This is a genomic window from Aquihabitans sp. G128 (genome assembly GCF_019048865.1).
In the GTDB taxonomy this organism is placed as follows: Bacteria; Actinomycetota; Acidimicrobiia; order Acidimicrobiales; family Iamiaceae; genus Aquihabitans.
Genome location: NZ_CP077604.1, coordinates 2,463,301 through 2,482,449, shown reverse-complemented (window position 1 = coordinate 2,482,449; position 19,149 = coordinate 2,463,301). Strand labels below are relative to the sequence as shown.

Below are 19,149 nucleotides of genomic sequence, written 5' to 3'. Positions count from 1 at the left end.
CGCCGTCAGACCCTGGTGGCCTCGGCGCGGACGACGACCGTGCCGGGGAGGTCGCCCTCGTCTCGCCAGCGCTGCAGGTGGCCGATGTAGTTCATGAGGTTGCCGGGGATCACGACGTTGCGGGCCGCCGCCATGGTGCGAGCGCCCTCGCTGTTGTGGTAGCTCGGCGTGCAGGCCGCGGAGTAGCGGCCGAAGCCCTTGCCGGCCTCCCAGAGCAGAGCCAGCCAGGCGTCCTCGGCCTCGACGGTGGCCTCGATCGAGGTGATGCCCTCCTCGGAGGCCTGGGCCACGATCGCGGCCAGGTGGGCGGTGAGCTCGCGCAGGTAGTGGTGAAAGTTCAACCCGTAGCCGGCCTGGATGAAGTGGCAGACGAGCAGGTTCGGGAAGCCGTTGGTGAGCACGCCGTGGAGCGTGTGGGCGCCGTCGTGCCAGCGCTCGCTCAGGCGGACGCCGTCCCGGCCGACCGGGTCGAAGCCCAGCCGGCTCACGAGGCCGGTGGTGACCTCGAAGCCCGAGGCGTAGACGAGCAGGTCGAGCTCGTACTCGACGCCGTCGACCACGGGGCCCTTGCTGGTGACCTGGTGCACGCCCTGGCCGTTGGTGTCGACCAGGTGGACGTTGGGCTGGTTGAAGGCGGCCAGGTACTCGTCGTGGAAGCAGAGGCGCTTGCAGTGCTTGCCGTACCAGGGCTTGAGCTTCTCGGCGGTGGCCGGGTCGTCGACCACCTCGTCGATGCGGGCCCGCAGGGACTCCATGGTCTCGAAGTCGGATCGCTCCAGCTCGGCGGCGCGCTCGGGCGTGTCGGCCTGCTGCTGGGTGTCCTGCCACAGCAGCTGGGTGGCGCCGTCGCCGACCAGGTTCTGCTCAGGCTGCTCGCCGGAGACCGCCGAGGTGAAGTTGGCCATGCGCTCGGCCTGCCAGCCGGGCTCCTGGGCGTCGAACCAGGCCCGGTCCACGGGCTCGTTGGCCCGCACGCCGACGGCGGAGGGGGTCCGCTGGAAGACGTAGACCTCCTTGGCCGCCTTCGCCAGCTGGGGGACGACCTGGATCGAGGTGGCGCCGGTGCCGATGATGCCGACCCGCTTGTCGGCCAGCTGGTCCATGGGCTCGGTGGGGCTGCCGCCGGTGTAGCCGTAGTCCCAGCGCGCGGTGTGGAAGGCGCGACCGGCGAAGTCGGTGATGCCCTCGATGGCCGGGAGCTTGGCCTTGTGCAGGATGCCGCCGGCGGTGATCAGGAACTTGGCCGAGAGCTGGTCGCCGCGCGACGTGGTGATGTTCCAGCGGGCGTCGGGCTCGTCCCACACCGCGGTGTCCATCTCGGTCTGGAAAAGGGCGTGGGGGTACAGGTCGAAGTGGTGGCCGATGCGCTGGCAGTGCTCGAAGATCTCCTGCGCCGGGGCGTAGCGCATGGTCGGGCAGTAGCCGGTCTCCTCCAGCAGGGGCAGGTAGATCAGCGACTCGACGTCGCACATGCAACCGGGGTAGCGGTTCCAGTACCAGGTGCCGCCGAAGTCACCGGCCTTGTCGACGATGCGGAAGTCGGTGATGCCCCTGCTGAGGAGGCCGACGGCGGTGAGCATGCCGGCGAAGCCGCCGCCCACGATCACCACCTCGGTCCGCTCCACCACGGGCTCGCGGGTGAAGCCGGGCTCGGCCCACGGATCGTGGTCGAACTCCTCGTAGTCCTCGGTGAGCTGCGAGTACTGGGCCTGGGCGTCGGCCCGCAACCGCTTGTCCCGCTCGGCCCGGTACTTGGCCTTGGCTTCCTCGATGCGATCGGCTTCAGACATGGGGTCCCCGGTCTCGTACTGGAACGTGTTCCATTTTCGCACCCGAGTCTGGCCGCCAGCGCACCGTCGTGGCACATCGGTCCTGACACACCGTCAGGGGCGCGGCCGCAGGGTCCTCTTCCGCCTCCGTGCGGGTGTGAGGGTCTTCGCACGCTCCACCGATGAGTTCCGGCCGGGCCGGGCGTCGGAACCGGCATGTTGGTCATCGCTGGGCACCTCGTCGTCGATCCCTCCGAGCGCGACGCCTACGTCGCCGGCTGCGTGGCGGTGGTCGAGGCCGCCCGGGCCACCGAGGGGTGCTTCGACTTCTCGATCACCGCCGACACCGTCGATCCCGGCCGCATCCGCATCTTCGAGCGCTGGGAGGCCGAGGAGCCGCTGCTCGCGTTCCGGGGCTCGGGCCCCAGCGGTGACCAGCAGGCCGCCATCCTGGATGCCGACGTGCGGCGCTACGAGATCTCGTCGGTGGGCGACGCCTGACCGACGCCGCCGATCAGCTCGCGGCGAGCAGCCGTCGGGCGCTGTCGGTGCCGTCGGCCGACGTGTAGACCACCAGTTGCGCGCCGGGCTGGTCCAGCACGGCGAAGCGGTGGTGGTCGAAGGCCAGGCGGCCGGCGGTGGGGTGGTCGAAGAGGCGGCGCGTGGTCTCGAACGGGGCCACGTCCTGGCCCGACCACAGCTCGGCGAAGCGCGGCGCACGCGCCGACAGCCGGGCCACGAGGGTGTCCAGGTCGGGGCTGGGCCACTCGGTGGCGTGGATGCGGAACTGGGCCACCAAGCGGACCAGCTCCGCATCGTGGTCGGCCATCAGCGACGCCAGGCCGGCGTCGCCGAAGGTCAGCTCGAGCAGGTTCGGCGGCTCCGGGGCGGCGGCGACGGGCGGGAAGAGGGCGGCCTCGCCGGCGTTGTGGGCCACGATCCGCCAGGTGCGGTCGAGCACGTAGGCGGGCGACGGGTCGAGCCCGGCGAGCAGGGCCCGCAGCGCCGGGGTGACCAGCGGTGCGCTCGGCGCGGTCCCGTCGGGAGGTCGCAGGCCGGCGAGGGCGAACAGGTGGGCCCGCTCGGCGTCGTCGAGGCGCAGCGCCCCGGCGAGCGCGCCCAGCACCTCGGCCGAGACGCCGGGCGCCCGGCCCTGCTCGAGCTTGGCCAGCCACGACACGGCCACGCCGGCCAGCGAGGCCAGCTCCTCCCGGCGCAGGCCGGGGGCCCGACGACGGGTCGAGGCCGGGAAGCCGACGGCAGCGGGGTCGAGGCGCTCGCGACGGGAGCGGAGGAAGGTCCCGAGCTCGGCCTGGCGCACGGCGCCGACGGTAGTCCTGGCAGTGCCACCACCAGCAGGGGCTTCTCCGCCCCGGGCGCCGGCGCGACCGTGCCGGGCACACCGACCACGAGGACGACCAGTGCCCGAGCTCCGCTCCAAGACCACCACCGCCGGCCGCAACATGGCGGGCGCCCGCGCCCTGTGGCGGGCGACCGGCATGACCGACGGCGACTTCGACAAGCCCATCGTGGCCATCGCCAACTCGTTCACCCAGTTCGTGCCCGGCCACGTGCACCTGCGCGACCTCGGTCGGCTGGTGGCCGACGAGGTCGCGGCGGCCGGTGGCGTGGGCCGCGAGTTCAACACCATCGCAGTGGACGACGGCATCGCCATGGGCCACGCCGGGATGCTCTACAGCCTCCCGAGCCGGGACCTCATCGCCGACTCGATCGAGTACGTCGTCGAGGCGCACCGGGCCGACGCCCTGGTCTGCATCTCGAACTGCGACAAGATCACGCCCGGGATGCTCATGGCCGCGATGCGCCTCGACATCCCCACCGTGTTCGTGTCGGGCGGGCCCATGGAATCGGGCCGGGTCACCGTCGACGGTCAGGAGGTCCGGGTCGACCTCATCTCGGCGATGGAGGTCGCCGCCCGCCCGGGCAGCACCGACGAGGAGGTCGCAGCGGTGGAGGAGGCGGCCTGCCCCACCTGCGGATCGTGCTCGGGGATGTTCACCGCCAACTCGATGAACTGCCTCACCGAGGCGCTGGGCCTGGCGATGCCGGGCAACGGGACCGTGCTGGCCACCCACGCCGACCGCGAGGCGCTCTTCCGCCGGGCCGGGCGCACGATCGTGGACCTGGCCCGACGCTGCTACGCCGAGGGCGACGACACCGCCCGGCCCCGCCGCATCGCGGATCGGCGGTCGTTCCTGAACGCCTTCGCCCTCGACCTGGCCATGGGCGGCAGCACCAACAGCGTCCTGCACCTGCTGGCCGCAGCGTTCGAGGGGGACGTCGAGCTGAGCATGGACGACGTCGACCGGCTCAGCCGCCGCGTCCCGAGCCTGTGCAAGGTGGCGCCGGCCACCGACCGCTTCCACATCGAGGACGTGCACCGGGCCGGCGGCGTGCACGCCATCCTCGGCGAGCTCGACCGGGCCGGCCTGCTCGACACCACGGTCCCCACCGTCAGCGGCGACACCCTGGCCGAGGTCCTGGCCCGCTGGGACGTCCGGGGCGGGGGCGCGACCGCAGCGGTGCAGAGCTGGTATCGCGCCGCGCCGGGCGGCGTGCGCACCACCCAGGCGTTCAGCCAGTCGCGGCGGTGGCCGAGCCTGGACCTCGATCCCGTCGACGGCTGCATCCGCGACGCCGCCCACGCCTACCGGCCCGACGGCGGCCTCGCGGTGCTGCGCGGCAACCTCGCCCCCGACGGCTGCATCGTCAAGGCGGCGGCCATCGCCGACGACCTGCTGGCGTTCCGGGGCCCGGCGCGGGTCTTCGAGAGCCAGGACCAGGCCGTCGACGCCATCCTCGGCGGGGTGGTGGCCGCTGGCGACGTCGTCGTCGTCCGCTACGAGGGCCCCAGGGGCGGCCCCGGCATGCAGGAGATGCTGTACCCGACCACCTACCTGCGCAGCATGGGCCTGGCGGGCGCCTGCGCCCTGGTCACCGACGGCCGCTTCTCGGGCGGCTCGTCGGGCCTGAGCATCGGCCACGTCTCGCCCGAGGCCGCCGCGGGCGGGGCCATCGCGCTGGTCCGTGACGGCGACCTCGTCGAGATCGACATCCCGGCCCGCACCATCCACCTGGACGTGCCGGATGACGAGCTGGCTCGCCGCCGCGCCGACGAGGAGGCGTCGCCGGCACCGTGGACCGCGAGGGGCCGCGACCGTCGGGTCCCGGCCTCGCTGCGGGCCTACGCCCGCACCACCACCTCGGCCTCGCGGGGTGCGGTCCGCGACGTCTGAGCCGAGACCGGCCGGCACCAGGCGATCAGGGGACGGCGATGGTGAGCTTGGCGGTGTAGCCGGCGCTGGTGCTGCCGGTGACGGTGGCCAGCTCGTGGCTGTAGCCGTCGCGGAAGACCATGTCGGTGGCCAGCGAGGTCTTGGCCAGGTTGGCCTTCGAGGCGCCGTAGCCGGAGGTGGCGTAGACCGTGTCGCAGGCGGCCTTGGGCAGCGCCATCTGCGACGTCAGCACCTTGTTCGAGACGCTCTTGGCCGTGGCCAGGCTCTCGTAGACCTCGAAGTGGATGTGGGGCCAGCGGCCGTCGTAGGCGGCGGGGAAGATGCTCGTGAAGGTCACGTTCCCATCGGCGTCGGCGGCCTGCACGCCCCGCAGGTAGTTCTGGTTGGTCACCCCGGAGCTGTAGAGGGAGTACTTGCCGTCCCGGTTGCAGTGCCACAGGTAGACCGCCGCGCCCGGCTTGACCACGTTGCCCCTGCTCACGTCGGTGACCTTCAGCTCGATGGTCAGCGGCACGCCGGCCGCGGTGCCCGAGAGGGAACCGAAGCTGGAGCGGATGTCGCGGCGCACCACGCCGGAGGTGCTGAGCACGTCGGGCCCGTTCGATCCGTCGCCGGGGTACGGGCCGGCGGTCTCGGTGGGCGTGACGGCGTAGCCACCGCCCGTCACCGGGATCTTGCACGCCGCCAGCACGAGGGCTGCGGCACCGCCACCGCCGATCATCGTCAGCGCCCGGCGCCGGTCCATGCGCTTGGCCTTGGCGACGTCGAGGCCGTCGGCGAGCCCGGCGAGGCCGGTGGCGGCGGGAGCGCCCACCGGGGCCAGGGCACCGAGGCGCTCCATGGTGGCCAGGTCGTGCTGCAGGCCGAGGTCGTGCTCGTCGTCGTGCTCGTCGGGGTGGTGCTCGAAGGGGTCCATGCTGCGCTCCGGGGTTCCGGTCCCGCCCGAGGTGGTGGGACGACGGCCATGCTGCGCGAGCAGCCTCCCGCTCCCGGCAGAGGACCCTCAGAGGAGGCTGGGACCCTCAGGTGTCGGCGAGGGCGGCCAGCAGGGCGCCGTGGCCGATCTGGTTCACCAGGCTGGCGGAGTCGAAGTAGATCCGCTCGTTGACGATCTCGTCGCCCACGAAGGAGAACACCGCGATCACCGGCACCCGGAACGAGCGCCCCGTCGGCGGCAGCCCGAAGAACTCCCCGAGGTTGGTGCCCAGGAGGTCGAACTCGGTGATCACCGCGTCGTCGGCGACGTGGGTGCGCACGTTGTCGTGGCGCTGGTCGGGGAAGGCGGTGCGAGTGCTCAGGTAGTAGCCCATGACCTCCTCGGCCCCGTCGAAGACCTGGCCGGTGGCCATGATCTCGTAGCGGGGGTGGCCGTCGAAGGTGGCCAGCGTGCGGTCGAAGGCCTGCTCGACCTCAGAGGCGAAGTGCTCCTCCACCACCGCCAGCCGTCGTGCCCGGAGGTCGTCGTCCACGTGGTGCCCCGATCTGTCCGGTGCAGCCGGTCCGCACCGCTCCTCGGTCTACCGCAGGGCGCTCAGCGCCGCTCGGAGCGCAGGGTGATGATCGTGATCTCCGGCGGTGCCCCCACCCGCACCGGCGGACCCCAGGACCCGACGCCGCGCGACGTGTAGAGCACCGTGTCGCCCACCTGCTCCAGCCCGGCGAGGTGCCCCTGCTGCAGGCGGGCCAGGTAGTGCACCGGCCAGAGCTGGCCGCCGTGGGTGTGGCCCGAGAGCTGCAGGTCGACGCCGGCGTCGCGGACCTGGTCGACCAGGATCGGCTGGTGGGCCAGGAGCACGACGGTGCGGTCCCGGTCGCGGCCGTCGAGCGCCTTGGCGACGTCGGGTCCCCGCCCTTCGCGGCCGCCGGCCACGTCGTCGATGCCGGCCAGGTCGAGCACCGCCCCCTTGTGGCGCAGCTCCACCCGCTCGTTCTGCAGCACCCGCACGCCGAGCGTCGGGAGGAAGTCGATCCACTGCTCGGCGCCGGAGATGTACTCGTGGTTGCCGGTCACGAAGAACGTGCCCAGCGGCGCCCGCAGGTCCTGGAGCGGGGCGGCGAACCCGCCGAGCTCGCCGACGTCGCCGTCGACCAGGTCGCCCACCACCGCCACCAGGTCCACCCGTTCCCGGTTCACCTTGGCGACGGTCTCGGCCATCCACGAGCGCTCGCGCAGGCCGCGGGTGAGGTGCACGTCGGACAGCAGGGCGATGCGCAGCCCGTCGAGCGCCGGGTCCAGGCGGGCGAGGGGGATGGTCACCGGCTTGGCCTTGATCCGACGGGCCTGCACGAAGCCGTAGCCCGTCGTCCCCAACGCCACCGCGCCGGCGGTGCCGGCCAGCACCCGGGCGATGGAGTGCCGCCGCCCCGGGTCAGCGAGCTCGTGCGGGTGTGGATGCGGGTGCGTGTGCCCGTCGTGATCGTGGTCGTGGTCGTGGTCGTGGTCGTGGTCGTGGTCGTGGGCCGTGCCGGGCGCGGCGGCGGGGCGGCGGTCCCATCGAGCCAAGGCGAAGCGGGGGACCTCCAGCACCAGGAGGGCGAGCAGCAGGTAGAAGAGCACGGCCAGGCCGACGTAGCCCGGCACCGCCAGCGGGACACGAGGTCGGGCCCCACGTTCGCCAGCACCAGGCACACCACCACCAGCAGGAAGAGGCCGCCGAGCACCGCGCCGGCCACCCGTCGCTGGCGCCCCGGTGCGAACGGGTCCCGCACCAGCCGCCGCCGCAGGTAGTGCAGCACCGCCCCGAGCGCGCCCAGCCCCAGCACCGCCGCCAGCAGGAGCCCGATGATCTGCATGCTCCAGTCTCGGTCACCGGCCCCACCCCGGCGAACCCGGTGGGCGGACCTCGTCGGTACGCTCCGCCGGTGCCCACCGCTGACGAGCTGATCGGTCCCGAGGTCGTCACCGCGCTGGCGGTCGCCGTGGAGCGAGCACTGCCGGGCACGGCGTGCACCGCCGTCCGCGCCGCCCGCCGGCGCATCGCCCCGCTGGCCCTGCGCCAGCGGGCCGTGCTGCTGGCCGACGCCCTCGTGCAGGACGTGCCCGGCGGCTACGCCCCGCTGGCGGCGGCCGCCCGAGCAGCGCTGGCCGACCCCGGCTTCACCGGGTGGATGACCTGGCCGGTGACCGAGGCGGCGGTGGCCCTGGCCCTCGCCGACGGCGGCACCGCAGCCTTCGACGACGCCCTCGCCCTGCTGGCCGAGCTCACGCCGCGGCTCAGCGGCGAGTTCGCCATCCGCGGCCTCCTTGCGGCCGACCTCGATCGTGCCGTCGCCACCATCGTCGGCTGGACCGAAAGCCCGGACGAGCACGTGCGCCGCCTGGCCACCGAGGGCACCCGGCCCTTCCTGCCGTGGTCGAAGCGGGTGCCGGCGATCCTGGCGAGGCCCTCGACGACGGTGCCCATCCTGGATGCCCTGCACCGCGACGAGAGCGAGTACGTCCGCCGCTCGGTGGCCAACCACCTGAACGACCTCAACCGGCAGCAGCCCGACCTGGCCGTCGAGCTGGCCGAGCGCTGGCTGGCGGCGCCCGAGGCCGGCGTCGAGACCCAGCGGCTGGTGCGCCACGGCCTGCGGACGCTGGTGAAGCAGGGCCACCCCGGAGCGCTCGCCCTGCTCGGCTTCCCGCCCGCCGATGCGGTCACCGTCACCGCACCGGTCCTCGGCGCCGCCACGGTGGCGGTGGGCGGCGAGCTGCCCTTCGAGGCCACCCTCGTGAACACCGGCGACGCGCCCGCCCGGCTGGCCGTCGACTACGTGGTCCACCACGTGAAGGCCAACGGCGGCCGCACGCCCAAGGTGTTCAAGCTGGCCACCAGGGTGCTGGCGCCGGGCGAGTCCGTGACGGTCTCGCGCCGCCACCCCTTCAAGCCCATCAGCACCCGCCGGTACCACCCCGGCGAGCACGCCATCGCCCTGCAGGTGAACGGTATCGCCACCGCGGCGACGCCGTTCCACCTCACCGTCGAGCCGGGGTAGCCGGCTACATCTGGGTGGGGTCCATCCAGATGATCTCGACCAGGTGGCCGTCGGGGTCCTGGAAGGAGCGGCCGTACATGAAGCCGTGGTCCTGGGCGTCGTTGGCGGCGCTGCCCCCGCTGGCCAGGGCCTGGTCGGCGATGGTGTCGACCTCCTCGCGGCTCTCGGCGGAGAAGGCGAGGATCGCCTCGGTGGACGCCGCGGAGTCGGCGATCGGCTTCTTGGTGAAGTCGGTGAAGCGGGAGGGCTCGTGGATCAGGATCGAGGCCTGGTCGCTGACCACGATGCACGCCGTGGTGTCGCTGCTGAACTGCGCGTTGAGCTCGAAGCCCAGGCCCTCGTAGAAGGCGGCCGACGCACCACGGTCGGCGACGGCGAGGTTGACGAAGAGCATGCGGGACACGGGGGGGCCTCCAGAGGGGCGTTGGTGGGTGTGCACGGGGAGACGCCGCGGGCGCGCCGAACTCATCGGCGCCGACCGGGGCGGTCGGCTGGCTCAGGCCTCGATGCGCGGCGGCAAGCCGAAGTCGGCGAAGAGGGTGGGGTCGAGGAAGTGGTGCAGGCCGGTGAAGCGGCCGTCGGTGATCTCGAGGAGCTGGATGCAGAACGGCTCCCAGAGGCCCTCGTGCACCTTCTTGTAGGCGCCGAAGCCGCCGGTGCCGTTGACCTTCACGGGCAGCAGCCGGGCATCCTTGCAGCCGATGCCCTGGCCGACGTACCAGGCGGCGATGTCGGTGGTGCCCTCGAGCCACAGGGCGAACGGCGGCATGGAGAAGGTGGCGTCCTCGGCGATCAGCGAGACCAGCTCGCCGATGTCGTACTTCTCGAAGGCCTCGAGGTAGCGGGCCAGCAGCGCGTCGTGCTCCTCGTCCAGGTCGCCGGCGGCGGTGGCCCCGCCCTCGTCGAGGGACGGGATGTCCTTGGCGGCCAGGGTGGCCCGGGCCCGCTGCAGCGCGCTGTTCACCGCCGGCACCGTGGTGGACAGCAGGTCGGCGACCTCGGTGGCCTGCCAGCGCAGCACCTCGCGCAGGATCAGCACGGCTCGCTGCTGCGGGGGCAGGTGCTGCAGGGCGGCCACGAAGGCCAGGCGGATGGACTCGCGGGCCGCCGACAGCTCGGCGGGGTCGGCCTCCACCGGGAGGATGCGCTCGTCGGCGATGGGCTGGACCCACGCGTGCTCCGGCAGGACGGAGCCGAGGACGGTGTCGGCCGGCGCCGACGGACCCAGGTCCATGGGGCGGGCCCGGCGGTTGCGGCCGCGGAGCTGGTCGAGGCAGACGTTGTGGGCGATGCGGTAGAGCCAGGACCGCAGGGCGGAGCGGCCCTCGAACGAGTCGATCTTCCGCCAGGCCCGGATCATGGTCTCCTGCACGGCGTCCTCGGCCTCGGCGCCCGAGCCCAGCATGCGGTAGCAGTAGCCCGTGAGCTCGCGCCGGTGGCTCTCGAGGACCCGGTCCAGGTCCTCCTTCGCGGGGCGTCCGCCGTCGAGCTCTTCGTTGGTCGGGAGCACGGTCACGGGCCCGATCGTAGGGAACGGCGGAGGCCCCTCGCGGCGGAATGAGGTGATCCGCGCCGGTTTGCACCTAGGGTGGCCGGTGAGGATGTCCCAAGAAGGGGCCGTCCCACTGTGAAAGAGATCAAAATAATGGCTACTGGTACCGTCAAGTTCTTCAACGCTGAGAAGGGCTTCGGCTTCATCTCCCGGGAGCAGGGTGACGACGTGTTCGTCCACTTCTCCAACATCCAGGGCGAGGGCTACAAGTCCCTCGACGAGGGGCAGAACGTCGAGTTCGACGTCGCTCCCGGGCGCAAGGGCGAAGAGGCCCAGAACGTTCGCGTGATCTGACCTTCCCGGTCTGATCTGGCCAAGGGCCGCCGGTCTCCGGACCGGCGGCCCTTCGCTTTTTCACGGTCGGCCCCGCACCGGGTGGGGCCGGCGCTCAGTCGGGCGGGATGAGGGCGACGGCGCGGCTGAGGATGGCCTGCAGGTTGGGGGCCTTGCGGGTGTCGAGCTTGGCGGTGACCAGCGAACCGTCGACGGTGAGGTCCTCGGTGGAGATCGAGGTGGTGCCCTGCAGGGCGGCGTTGATGCGGTCGGCCACATCGGCGCGGCCCGCCTTGGCGGCGTCCTCGTCGGCGAAGGACCACGCCACCACCAGCGCCCGGTCGTCGTCCTCCCCCTCGGCCACGCCCAGCCCGGCGGCACGGGGCCGCTTCTCGGCGTTGGGGTTCCCCACCTCCACCAGCACGCTGTAGGCGCCCTGGTCGCGCAGCGACTCGAGGGCGGCCTTGGCGTCGTCGTTGCCGGCCAGGCCGCCGCCGTCGCGCTCCTCCAGGACCTTCTTGGGGTCGCTGTCGCCGTGGGTCTGGGCCACCAGGTCCTCGGTGGCGGCCAGGTTGCCGGACTCGGCGACCGAGGACCCCTCGACCTCGGCGACGTCGAAGGACCCGCTCAGCACCGAGCGCTGCACGTCGCTGAGCGAGCACTCGATCTGGTCGGGCTTCACGCCGGTGCGGGCCGTGAACGCCTCGGTGGTGAGCAGCTGCGCGAAGCGGTACTGCGCGGTGAGCGCGTCGGGGAGCGCACCGGTGGCCTGCTGGCTGGAGCCCAGCTCCTCGAGGGCGCCGTCGTCGGTGTAGCCGGCGTCGCGCGCCTGGACGAGGTCGGTGCCGTAGGCCACGCGGCTGTCCGACGGCAGGTGGGCCATGAGGTCGGTGAGGCACGGGCCGGCGTCCTTGCTGCCGCCCTTGCCGCCGCCGAACACGACCACCAGGAGGATGATGAGCACCAGGGCCCCGCCCATGGCGGGCACCAGCCAGCGCGGGAGGTGCTTGCGGCCCTCGCCGCCCCCGCCGCCGCCGGTGGCCCGGCCCGCTGCTGCGCCGCCGGGGCCGGACCGGCGGGCCGCGCTGCTGGCGCCTCGCCGTCGGGGCGTGCGGGGGCTGCTCCCGCCCCGCCCGTCGTCCCAGCCGTCGCCGGGCGGGCCCGAGCGGACGGGGGGTGCGCCGTCGGCGGAGGGCCGGGGCGAGCCCTCGGGGCGTCGGGGCGGGTCGGGCGGAGGGGTGCTGGACACGGGCTACAGCCTGCCCGCTGGCGCCGAGCCCATGTGGCGCCCGGACGCGCCGCGGCCGGACGAGGGGGCGGCCGGCTCAGCCGGCGGGGATGATGCGCTCGACGTTGCCGCCGCCGGAGAGCACGTAGGGCTCGCCGTCGGCGTCGACCGCGAACGAGACCGGCGAGTCGACGTGGAGGCCGAGGTCGTACTCCGCGGCCAGCGTGCCGTCGTCGCCGAGCCGGATGGCCCGCACGTCGCCCTTGCAGTAGTCGGCGTAGACGTAGGCGCCCACCAGCTCCGGGATGGCCTTGCCGTGGTAGGCGAAGCCGCCGGTGATCGAGCAGTTGCCGCCGTCGTGGGAGTAGTCGAAGACCGGGTCGACGGGATCGGTGCCGGTGCGGCCCTCGGGGTCGACGTTGGCGTTCTCGTGGGTGCCCTCCCGCCCGCTCCAGCCGAGGTTGGTGCCCTCGATGTCGTCGGCGGCGAGGTGGTCGATCTCCTCCCACTGGTTCTGGCCGACGTCGCCGATCCACAGGCTGCCGTCGGCGTCGAAGGAGAAGCGCCACGGGTTGCGGAGGCCGCTGATGACGACCTCGGGATCGCCGCCGGCAGGGTCGATGCGCAGCATCTTGCCGAGGAAGGTGTCGGGGTCCTGGGCCCGGTTGCCGGGGTCGTCGCCGTCGCCGCCGTCACCGAGGCCGAACCACAGCTTGCCGTCGGGGCCGAGCACCACGTGGCCGCCGTTGTGGTTGGAGAACGGCTGGTCGACGGCGAGCAGCACCTTGCGGCTGCCCTCGTCGACCGCGTCGCCGTCGACCGCGTAGGAGACGAGGCGGGTGTCGCCCTCGAGGTCGGTGTAGCTGACGTAGAGCACGTCGCCCTTCGCCGAGAACGCCAGGCCCAGCAGGCCGCGCTCGCTGTCGGTGGTGGTCTGGTCGGAGAGGTCGAGGACCGGCTCGCCCTCGGTGGCCAGCTTGGCGCCGTCGTCCGAGGGGCGGACGCGCCGCACCTTGCCGCCCCGTTCGGCCAGCCACAGGTCGTCGTCGCCGGGCCGCACCACCAGGTCGATGGGTGCGTCGGCGGCCAGGGCGGTGGTGCTCTCGACCTTGGGGTCGCCCGTCGATGTCCCGGTGCCGCTGCCGCCATCGGTCGAGGTGGTCGAGCTGGTCTTGCCCGCCTGGGTGCTCGACGGTGCCCCGCTGGTGGACTCGCCCGAGCCGCAGGCCGCCCCGGCCAGGGCCAGGGCGGCCACGAGGGCGGTGCCGGCGAGGAGGCGGCGGGGGCGGGGGCCGAGGTGGGTCACGAGAGCGCTCCGGGGTGGGGGGTGCTGGGGCGGATGAGGCCCTCCTGCACGACGGAGACGGCGAGGGTGCCGTCGGGGGTGAAGAAGAAGCCGCGGGCGGTGCCGCGGCCGTGGGCGGCCACGGGGGTGTCCTGGTCGTAGAGCAGCCACTCGTCGGCCCGGAACGGCTGGTGGAACCACATGGCGTGGTCGAGGCTGGCCATCTGCACGCCGGTGTTCATGAACGTGCCGGCGTGCGGCAGGAGCGTGGTGTCGAGCAGGGTCATGTCCGACAGGTACGTCAGCACGCAGGCGTGCAGGACGGGGTCGTCCGGGAGCTTGCCGTTCGCCTTGGCCCACACGCGGTGCCGGGGCGGCAGCGCCTCCCGCCGGTCCCGGGGCGACCAGTCGGCGTAGCGCACGTCGATGGGGCGGGGCCGGTCGTACCAGGGGCCCACCTGCTCCTTGTAGGGCGCCCAGCGGGTGGCGAAGTCCTCCAGCTCCTCGGGCGGCGTGACGCCGGTGGGGGCGGGGAACTGGTGGGTGAAGCCCTCCTCCAGCACGTGGAACGAGGCGGAGAGGTTGAAGATGGGTCGGCCGTGCTGGATGGCCACCACCCGCCGGGTGGTGAACGAGCGGCCGTCGCGCTGGCGGTCGACCTCGTAGAGGATCGGCACCCGAGGGTCGCCGGGGCGCAGGAAGTACGCGTGCAGCGAGTGGATGGTGCGGTCCGGCTCCACCGTCCGGGCCGCGGCGACCAGGGCCTGGCCGGCCACCTGGCCGCCGAACACGCGCTGCACGTCGATGTCCGGGCTGACGCCCCGGAAGACGTTCACCTCGATGTCCTCGAGGTCGAGCAGCTCGACCAGCTCGTCGACGGCAGCCTGTTCCATGCCCCATCTTCGCAGGCGATCCCGGCGTCCACGGCGGGGGCCCGGGCCACCGTGACTTCGTGGCGGGTGCGACGGCCGTTTACCATCGGATCTCCGTGAACCTGTCGCCGTCCGCTCTCTACGCACACAGCCGCACCGAGGCCGGTCGGCGGGCCATCCGCTACGTCTGCACCTCGGGCTTCGGCGTGGTCACCACCCAGATCCTGCTCTTCGGGTTCCTGCACCTGCTCAAGTGGAAGCCGGTGCCGTCGAACTTCGTTGCGGTGAGCCTGGTGGCCGTCCCGGCCTTCCTGCTCAACAAGTACTGGGTGTGGGGCAAGCGCGGCAAGGCCCACATGCGCCGCGAGGTCCTGCCCTTCTGGATCTTCACCGTTGCCGGCTGGATCCTCTCCACCGTCGCCGTCGTGCTGGTGGCCAACGCCACCAAGAACCCCGACGTCGAGAGCCTGAAGAACGGCAACAAGTACGCCGTCCAAGCCGCCAACGTGGCCGGCTTCGGCATCCTCTGGGTGCTCAAGTACGTGTTCCTCGACAAGATCATGTTCGGGCCCGAGCACCACACGCCCTACGACGAGGACATCGAGCTCGAAGAGGCCGCGCTGGAGCACCCCACCGCCGAGGCCTGAGCGCCTCGCCGGTCGCCGCCGGCCTTTCGGGGTCCGGCGCCTGGTGCCGTACGGTTCCCGGCCGTGACCGACGCCGTGCCCGCCCTGTCCGCCCCGCTGCTCGACGCGGCCGTCGCCGCTCGCGGCTTCATGCCCACCGACGAGGGCAACGCCCTCTGGGTGGCCGCCAACGAGGCCGCCGACGCCGTCCCCGGCGGGCCGTTCCTGGAGGTCGGCTCCTACTGCGGCAAGTCCTCGGTGTGGCTCGGGGCGGCCGCCCAGGCCCACGACACGGTGCTCTTCGCCCTCGACCACCACCGGGGCTCGGAGGAGAACCAGGCCGGCTGGGAGCACCACGAGGCCGACCTCGTCGACCCCGCCGTCGGCCGCATGGACACCCTGCCCTTCTTCCGCCGCACCCTCTTCGACGCCGGCCTCGAGCCGTCGGTGGTGGCGCTGGTGGGCGACTCGCCCACCGTCGGCCGCTTCTGGACCACGCCGCTGGCGTTCCTCTTCATCGACGGCGGCCACGGCAGCGAGCCGGCCCACCGCGACTACGAGATGTGGACCCCGCACGTCGTCGCCGGCGGCACGCTCTGCATCCACGACGTCTTTCCCGACCCCGCCGACGGCGGCCGCCCCCCCGTACGAGATCTACCTCCGCGCCCTCGACGACGGCTTCACCGAGCGCCGCGCCGTCGGCTCCCTCCGCGTCCTCACCCGCACCTGAGTCGAGAACGGAGCCGACCGCCGAGGCCGAACCGGAGAGGGGGAGTGGCTCGGCCCCGACGGTCGGTCAGGGATTTTGGGGGGGATTGGGGGACGGTGGTTGGGGCCACCGTCGTGGGCCGCCGGGTAGCAGCCCGCTCACCAGGTTCGCCACCCCCGCCCGCCGCTCCTGCCACCCTCCCGAACTTTTTCCCGGGTGCAGGTGCCGGCCTGGGCGGGTCGCCGTCCGGCGGGGTGAGGCAGGGAGGGAGATTCCTGTCGCTGGGGGTCGGTGGGCGACCCGGGGCGACGGGAATTCGTCGGGAGCGGGGTTTCCTGTCGCTGGGGGTAGGTATGCGACCCGGGGCGACGGGAATGCGTCGCACGTGGCGCGGGGCGGCTCAGTCGCGGAGGGCGGGGTCGTCGTCGGTGACGTCGATGAGGCGGGGGAGGACGGCGTCGTGGTCGGTGAAGAGCTTGGCGGCGGGGCCGCGGCCGTCGAGGGCGTCGGCGCCGAGGACGACGGCGGCCGCGGTGTAGGTGGACTGCTCGTCGGCCGGGAAGCGCGACAGGTCGGGGTAGACGGTGCCGGTCCAGTAGCGGCCCGAGTCGGTCCGGTACTGCTGGGCCCAGGTGAAGAGCTTGGTGGCCGTCTCGGTCTCGCCGACGGCGAGGTGGGCGAGCATGCACTCGCACGTCTCGGCCACGGTGATCCACGGCCGGTCCTTCACGCAGCGGACGCCGCGGCCGTCGTCGATGAACGTGTCGAAGCGGTCGGCCAGGCGGGCGCGGCCGGCGTCGCCGACCACCGCGCCGCTGAGCACGGGGTAGTACCAGTCCATGGCCCACCGGTGCTTGGGGGCGAAGGCGTCGGCCTCGTGGTGGGCGATGGTGTCGGTGAGCCGGGCGGCGGAGAGCTCCCAGTCGGGGCGCTCGTGGCCGAGCAGCTCGGCCAGGGCGATGGCGCAGCGCAGGCTGTGGCAGATGCTCGAGGAACCGGTCAGCAGCGCGAACGGCCACGGGGTGCCGTCGGCGTGGCGGGCCCAGAGGATCTCGCCCCGGGGCTCCTGCAGGTCGAGCACGAAGTCGACGGCCTTCTCGACCACCGGCCACATGGTGTCGACGAACCCGCGGTCCTCGGTGAGGAGCCAGTGGTGCCAGACGCCGGCGGCGACGTAGGCCACCACGTTGGCGTCGAGCTTGTCCTGCTCGATGCCGTTCTCGACGTAGTACTGGTGCCAGGCGCCGTCGGGGCGCTGGAGGCCCGAGAGCCAGTCGTAGGCCCGCTCGGCCTCGGCCACGCGGCCGCCGATGGCGAGCGCCATGGCCGCCTCGACGTGGTTCCACGGGTCGGCGTGGCCGCCCGGGACCCACGGCACCATGCCCGAGGGCAGCTGCCACTCGGCGATGGCGTCGACCGTGGCCTGGACCTCGGCGGCGGTGATGATCCCGTCGACGGACGGCACGACGATCTCAGGCACGGGCGGGCTCCCTGCGGGCTTGCTTCGACGGCGACGTTGCCAGGGGCTTGGTGGCGTACAGGACCAGGCTCTTGCCCAGGACGGGGTTGAGCACCTTCTCGGTCCAGCGGGTGAGCTTGGGGGCCTTGGTGATGTCCCACACCAGGAGCCGGTGGTACGCCTGCACCAGCGGGTTGGCGTCGTTGGTGGGGCCCACGGCGCACTTGAGCCACCAGTACGGCGAGTGCAGGGCGTGGGCGTGGTGCACCTGGCCGGGCTTCAGGCCGGCGTCGCGGAAGCGCTTGCGCAGCGTGGCCTCGGTGAAGATGCGGACGTGGCCGCCCTCGACGAAGGGGGCGTGGTACTCGTCGTTGAGCGCCCAGCACACCTTCTCGGGCAGCCAGGTGGGCACCGTGACGGCCAGCGAGCCGCCGGGCTTGAGCACCCGGGCCAGCTCCGCGGCGGCGGCGCTGTCGTCGGGGATGTGCTCCATGACCTCGGAGCAGATGATGTGGTCGAAGGTGTCGTCCGGGAACGGCAGGCGGGTGCCGTCGCCGTTCACGGTGGCGGCCACGGTGCCCTCGGGGGCCTCGCCGGCGGTGCCCATGGCGGCGAACAGCCCGGACACGTCCTTGAGGTCGGCGAGGGAGTAGTCGAGGGCGATGATGTGCGCACCTCGGCGGTAGACCTCGAAGGCGTGGCGGCCGGCGCCGGCGCCCATGTCGAGGATCAGGTCACCGGGCTCGAGCCCGAGGCGGTGGAAGTCGACGGTCAGCATCGGGTTCCCCTACTTCGCCAGGAGGGCGCGGTACTGCTCGACGGTCTTCTCGGCGGTGTGGCGCCAGCTCCAGTGGTCCACGACCCGCTGGCGTCCGGCCTCGCCGACCTTGGCGGCCTCCTTGGGGTGGTCGAGCACCCAGCCGATCTTGGCGGCGAGGGCGCCGCTGTCGCCCGGCGGCACGGAGAAGGCGGTGACGCCGTCGGGACCGACGACCTCGGGGATGGCCCCGCCGGTGGTGGCCACCAGCGGCACGGCGCAGCTCATGGCCTCGATGGCCGGCAGCGAGAAGCCCTCGTAGAGCGACGGGACGACGGCGGCCTCGGCCTCGGAGTACAGCTCGACGATGCGCTCGTCGGTGACGCCGGAGACGAAGGTGATGGCGTCCTCCAGGCCGAGCTCGCTGATGGTGCGGGCGGACTCGCCGCCCTCCTTCGGCTTGCCGATGACCGTGAGGGTGACCTCGGGGCGCTCGGTGCGCAGCTTGGCCACGGCCTCGAGCAGGTAGCGCAGGCCCTTCATGGCGACATCGGCGCTGGCGGTGGTGATGAGCATCCCCGGGGTGCGGGTGATGCCGGCCACCGGCTTGAACAGGTCCGGGTCGACGCCCACCGGCACGATGTGCATGCGGTCGGGCTTGACCTTGTGGTCGTGGCTGATGTCCTTGAAGGAGTTCTCCGACACCGTGATCACGCGGTCGAGGCGGCTGGCCACCCGGGTCTGCATGTCGGTGAAGGCGTACCAGCGGCGCAGCGTCAGCTTCTTGTAGAGCGACTCGGCGTGCTCCATCTCCAGCCGGCGGTCGACGGTGATGGGGTGGTGGATGGTGGCGATCACCGGGAGGCCGAGCTGCTTGATGGCGAGCAGGCCGTAGCCCAGCGACTGGTTGTCGTGCACCAGGTCGAAGTCGCCCTTGCGGGACTTGAGCTGGTCCCACGCCCGCATGGTGAAGGCCATGGGCTCGGGGAAGGTGCCCATGCTGAACGACGCGACCTCGAGGAAGTCGGTCCAGTTCTTGAGCTCCCACAGGCCGGGCATCCGCAGCGGGAAGTGCTCGTTGTAGATGTCGAGGCTGGGGAGCTTGTGCAGCACCACCCGCTCGTCGAGCTCGGGGTAGGGCTGGCCGCCGAACACCTCGACGTGGTGGCCGAGGTCGACCAGGGCCTTGGCGAGGTGGCGGACGTACACGCCCTGTCCCCCGCAGTGGGGCTTGCCCCGGTAGGCGAGCAGCGCGATGCGGAGGGGACGGTCGTCAGTAGCCATGAGCGCACCAGACTTTCGGGTCATTGACCATCGGGTCAAGCGAGCGAACGCTCAGCTTCGCAGCAACCCGTTGGTTTTCGGTGGGATTCCCTCCGCCGAG

General features: G+C 72.6%; 18 protein-coding genes and 1 pseudogene. 6 read left to right on the top strand and 13 right to left on the bottom strand.

Features of this window, described 5'->3' with window-relative positions:
- Positions 1–5: 5 nt before the first annotated feature.
- Positions 6–1,790: an NAD(P)/FAD-dependent oxidoreductase gene (locus tag KSP35_RS11815; protein WP_216995601.1), complete on the bottom strand. Its 1,785-nt coding sequence runs from the start codon at positions 1,788–1,790 to the stop codon at positions 6–8.
- Positions 1,791–1,985: 195 nt separating this feature from the next.
- Between KSP35_RS11815 and KSP35_RS11810 the strand changes: the two genes are divergently transcribed.
- Positions 1,986–2,270 (top strand): putative quinol monooxygenase, encoded by a 285-nt coding sequence (locus KSP35_RS11810; RefSeq protein WP_216995599.1) that lies wholly within the window; start codon positions 1,986–1,988, stop codon positions 2,268–2,270.
- A 13-nt stretch (positions 2,271–2,283) separates the two neighbouring features.
- Here the strand turns inward: KSP35_RS11810 and KSP35_RS11805 are convergent, their stop codons facing one another.
- Positions 2,284–3,090 carry a helix-turn-helix transcriptional regulator gene (locus KSP35_RS11805; protein ID WP_216995597.1) on the bottom strand — a complete coding sequence of 269 codons (807 nt, stop codon included), beginning with the start codon at positions 3,088–3,090 and terminating at the stop codon, positions 2,284–2,286.
- 100 nt (positions 3,091–3,190) lie between these two features.
- Here KSP35_RS11805 and ilvD point away from each other — a divergent pair, with 100 nt between their 5' ends.
- Positions 3,191–5,026 carry a dihydroxy-acid dehydratase gene (ilvD, locus tag KSP35_RS11800; RefSeq protein ID WP_216995595.1) on the top strand — a complete coding sequence of 612 codons (1,836 nt, stop codon included), beginning with the start codon at positions 3,191–3,193 and terminating at the stop codon, positions 5,024–5,026.
- A 25-nt stretch (positions 5,027–5,051) separates the two neighbouring features.
- Here ilvD and KSP35_RS11795 read toward each other — a convergent pair whose 3' ends face one another.
- From KSP35_RS11795 to KSP35_RS11785, 3 genes are all read right to left on the bottom strand, one after another.
- The gene (locus KSP35_RS11795; protein ID WP_216995593.1) at positions 5,052–5,942 is read right to left on the bottom strand and encodes an intradiol ring-cleavage dioxygenase; all 891 of its coding nucleotides are present in this window, start codon (positions 5,940–5,942) and stop codon (positions 5,052–5,054) included.
- Between the two features lie 106 nt (positions 5,943–6,048).
- The gene (locus KSP35_RS11790) at positions 6,049–6,495 is read right to left on the bottom strand and encodes an ester cyclase (protein ID WP_216995591.1); all 447 of its coding nucleotides are present in this window, start codon (positions 6,493–6,495) and stop codon (positions 6,049–6,051) included.
- Positions 6,496–6,557: 62 nt separating this feature from the next.
- Positions 6,558–7,607, bottom strand: a complete 1,050-nt coding sequence (locus KSP35_RS11785; RefSeq protein WP_216995589.1) for a metallophosphoesterase — start codon at positions 7,605–7,607, stop codon at positions 6,558–6,560.
- Between the two features lie 281 nt (positions 7,608–7,888).
- On the opposite strand from KSP35_RS11785, the gene KSP35_RS11780 reads away from it, so the two are divergent.
- Positions 7,889–9,004 carry a hypothetical protein gene (locus KSP35_RS11780; protein WP_216995587.1) on the top strand — a complete coding sequence of 372 codons (1,116 nt, stop codon included), beginning with the start codon at positions 7,889–7,891 and terminating at the stop codon, positions 9,002–9,004.
- 4 nt (positions 9,005–9,008) lie between these two features.
- Here KSP35_RS11780 and KSP35_RS11775 read toward each other — a convergent pair whose 3' ends face one another.
- Both KSP35_RS11775 and KSP35_RS11770 read right to left on the bottom strand, forming a co-directional pair.
- Positions 9,009–9,407: a VOC family protein gene (locus KSP35_RS11775; RefSeq protein ID WP_216995585.1), complete on the bottom strand. Its 399-nt coding sequence runs from the start codon at positions 9,405–9,407 to the stop codon at positions 9,009–9,011.
- Positions 9,408–9,500: 93 nt separating this feature from the next.
- Positions 9,501–10,520: a sigma-70 family RNA polymerase sigma factor gene (locus KSP35_RS11770; RefSeq protein WP_254126733.1), complete on the bottom strand. Its 1,020-nt coding sequence runs from the start codon at positions 10,518–10,520 to the stop codon at positions 9,501–9,503.
- A 129-nt stretch (positions 10,521–10,649) separates the two neighbouring features.
- Here KSP35_RS11770 and KSP35_RS11765 point away from each other — a divergent pair, with 129 nt between their 5' ends.
- Entirely contained in the window at positions 10,650–10,850 is a 201-nt protein-coding gene (locus KSP35_RS11765; RefSeq protein WP_216995583.1) for a cold-shock protein, read from the top strand.
- Between the two features lie 94 nt (positions 10,851–10,944).
- Here the strand turns inward: KSP35_RS11765 and KSP35_RS11760 are convergent, their stop codons facing one another.
- From KSP35_RS11760 to KSP35_RS11750, 3 genes are all read right to left on the bottom strand, one after another.
- Positions 10,945–12,078 (bottom strand): hypothetical protein, encoded by a 1,134-nt coding sequence (locus KSP35_RS11760; RefSeq protein ID WP_216995576.1) that lies wholly within the window; start codon positions 12,076–12,078, stop codon positions 10,945–10,947.
- Between the two features lie 76 nt (positions 12,079–12,154).
- Positions 12,155–13,363 carry a sorbosone dehydrogenase family protein gene (locus KSP35_RS11755; RefSeq protein WP_217002022.1) on the bottom strand — a complete coding sequence of 403 codons (1,209 nt, stop codon included), beginning with the start codon at positions 13,361–13,363 and terminating at the stop codon, positions 12,155–12,157.
- Positions 13,360–14,235 carry an acyl-CoA thioesterase II gene (locus tag KSP35_RS11750; RefSeq protein WP_217002020.1) on the bottom strand — a complete coding sequence of 292 codons (876 nt, stop codon included), beginning with the start codon at positions 14,233–14,235 and terminating at the stop codon, positions 13,360–13,362. Before KSP35_RS11750 ends, KSP35_RS11755 begins: the two co-directional genes overlap by 4 nt.
- 95 nt (positions 14,236–14,330) lie before the next feature.
- Here KSP35_RS11750 and KSP35_RS11745 point away from each other — a divergent pair, with 95 nt between their 5' ends.
- Both KSP35_RS11745 and KSP35_RS11740 read left to right on the top strand, forming a co-directional pair.
- On the top strand, positions 14,331–14,861 hold the full coding sequence (locus tag KSP35_RS11745) for a GtrA family protein (RefSeq protein ID WP_217002018.1): 531 nt from the start codon (positions 14,331–14,333) through the stop codon (positions 14,859–14,861).
- Positions 14,862–14,990: 129 nt separating this feature from the next.
- A pseudogene (locus tag KSP35_RS11740) lies at positions 14,991–15,392 on the top strand (class I SAM-dependent methyltransferase); the annotation flags it as partial.
- Between the two features lie 557 nt (positions 15,393–15,949).
- On the opposite strand, the gene KSP35_RS11735 reads toward KSP35_RS11740, so the two are convergent.
- From KSP35_RS11735 to KSP35_RS11725, 3 genes are read right to left on the bottom strand one after another with little or no spacing between them, the layout of a single operon-like run.
- Entirely contained in the window at positions 15,950–17,029 is a 1,080-nt protein-coding gene (locus KSP35_RS11735) for a prenyltransferase/squalene oxidase repeat-containing protein (protein ID WP_217002016.1), read from the bottom strand.
- Positions 17,022–17,786, bottom strand: coding sequence for a class I SAM-dependent methyltransferase (locus KSP35_RS11730; RefSeq protein ID WP_217002014.1), 765 nt, complete (start codon positions 17,784–17,786; stop codon positions 17,022–17,024). Before KSP35_RS11730 ends, KSP35_RS11735 begins: the two co-directional genes overlap by 8 nt.
- Before the next feature lie 9 nt (positions 17,787–17,795).
- Positions 17,796–19,049 (bottom strand): glycosyltransferase family 4 protein, encoded by a 1,254-nt coding sequence (locus tag KSP35_RS11725; protein WP_217002012.1) that lies wholly within the window; start codon positions 19,047–19,049, stop codon positions 17,796–17,798.
- Between the last annotated feature and the right edge of the window lie 100 nt (positions 19,050–19,149).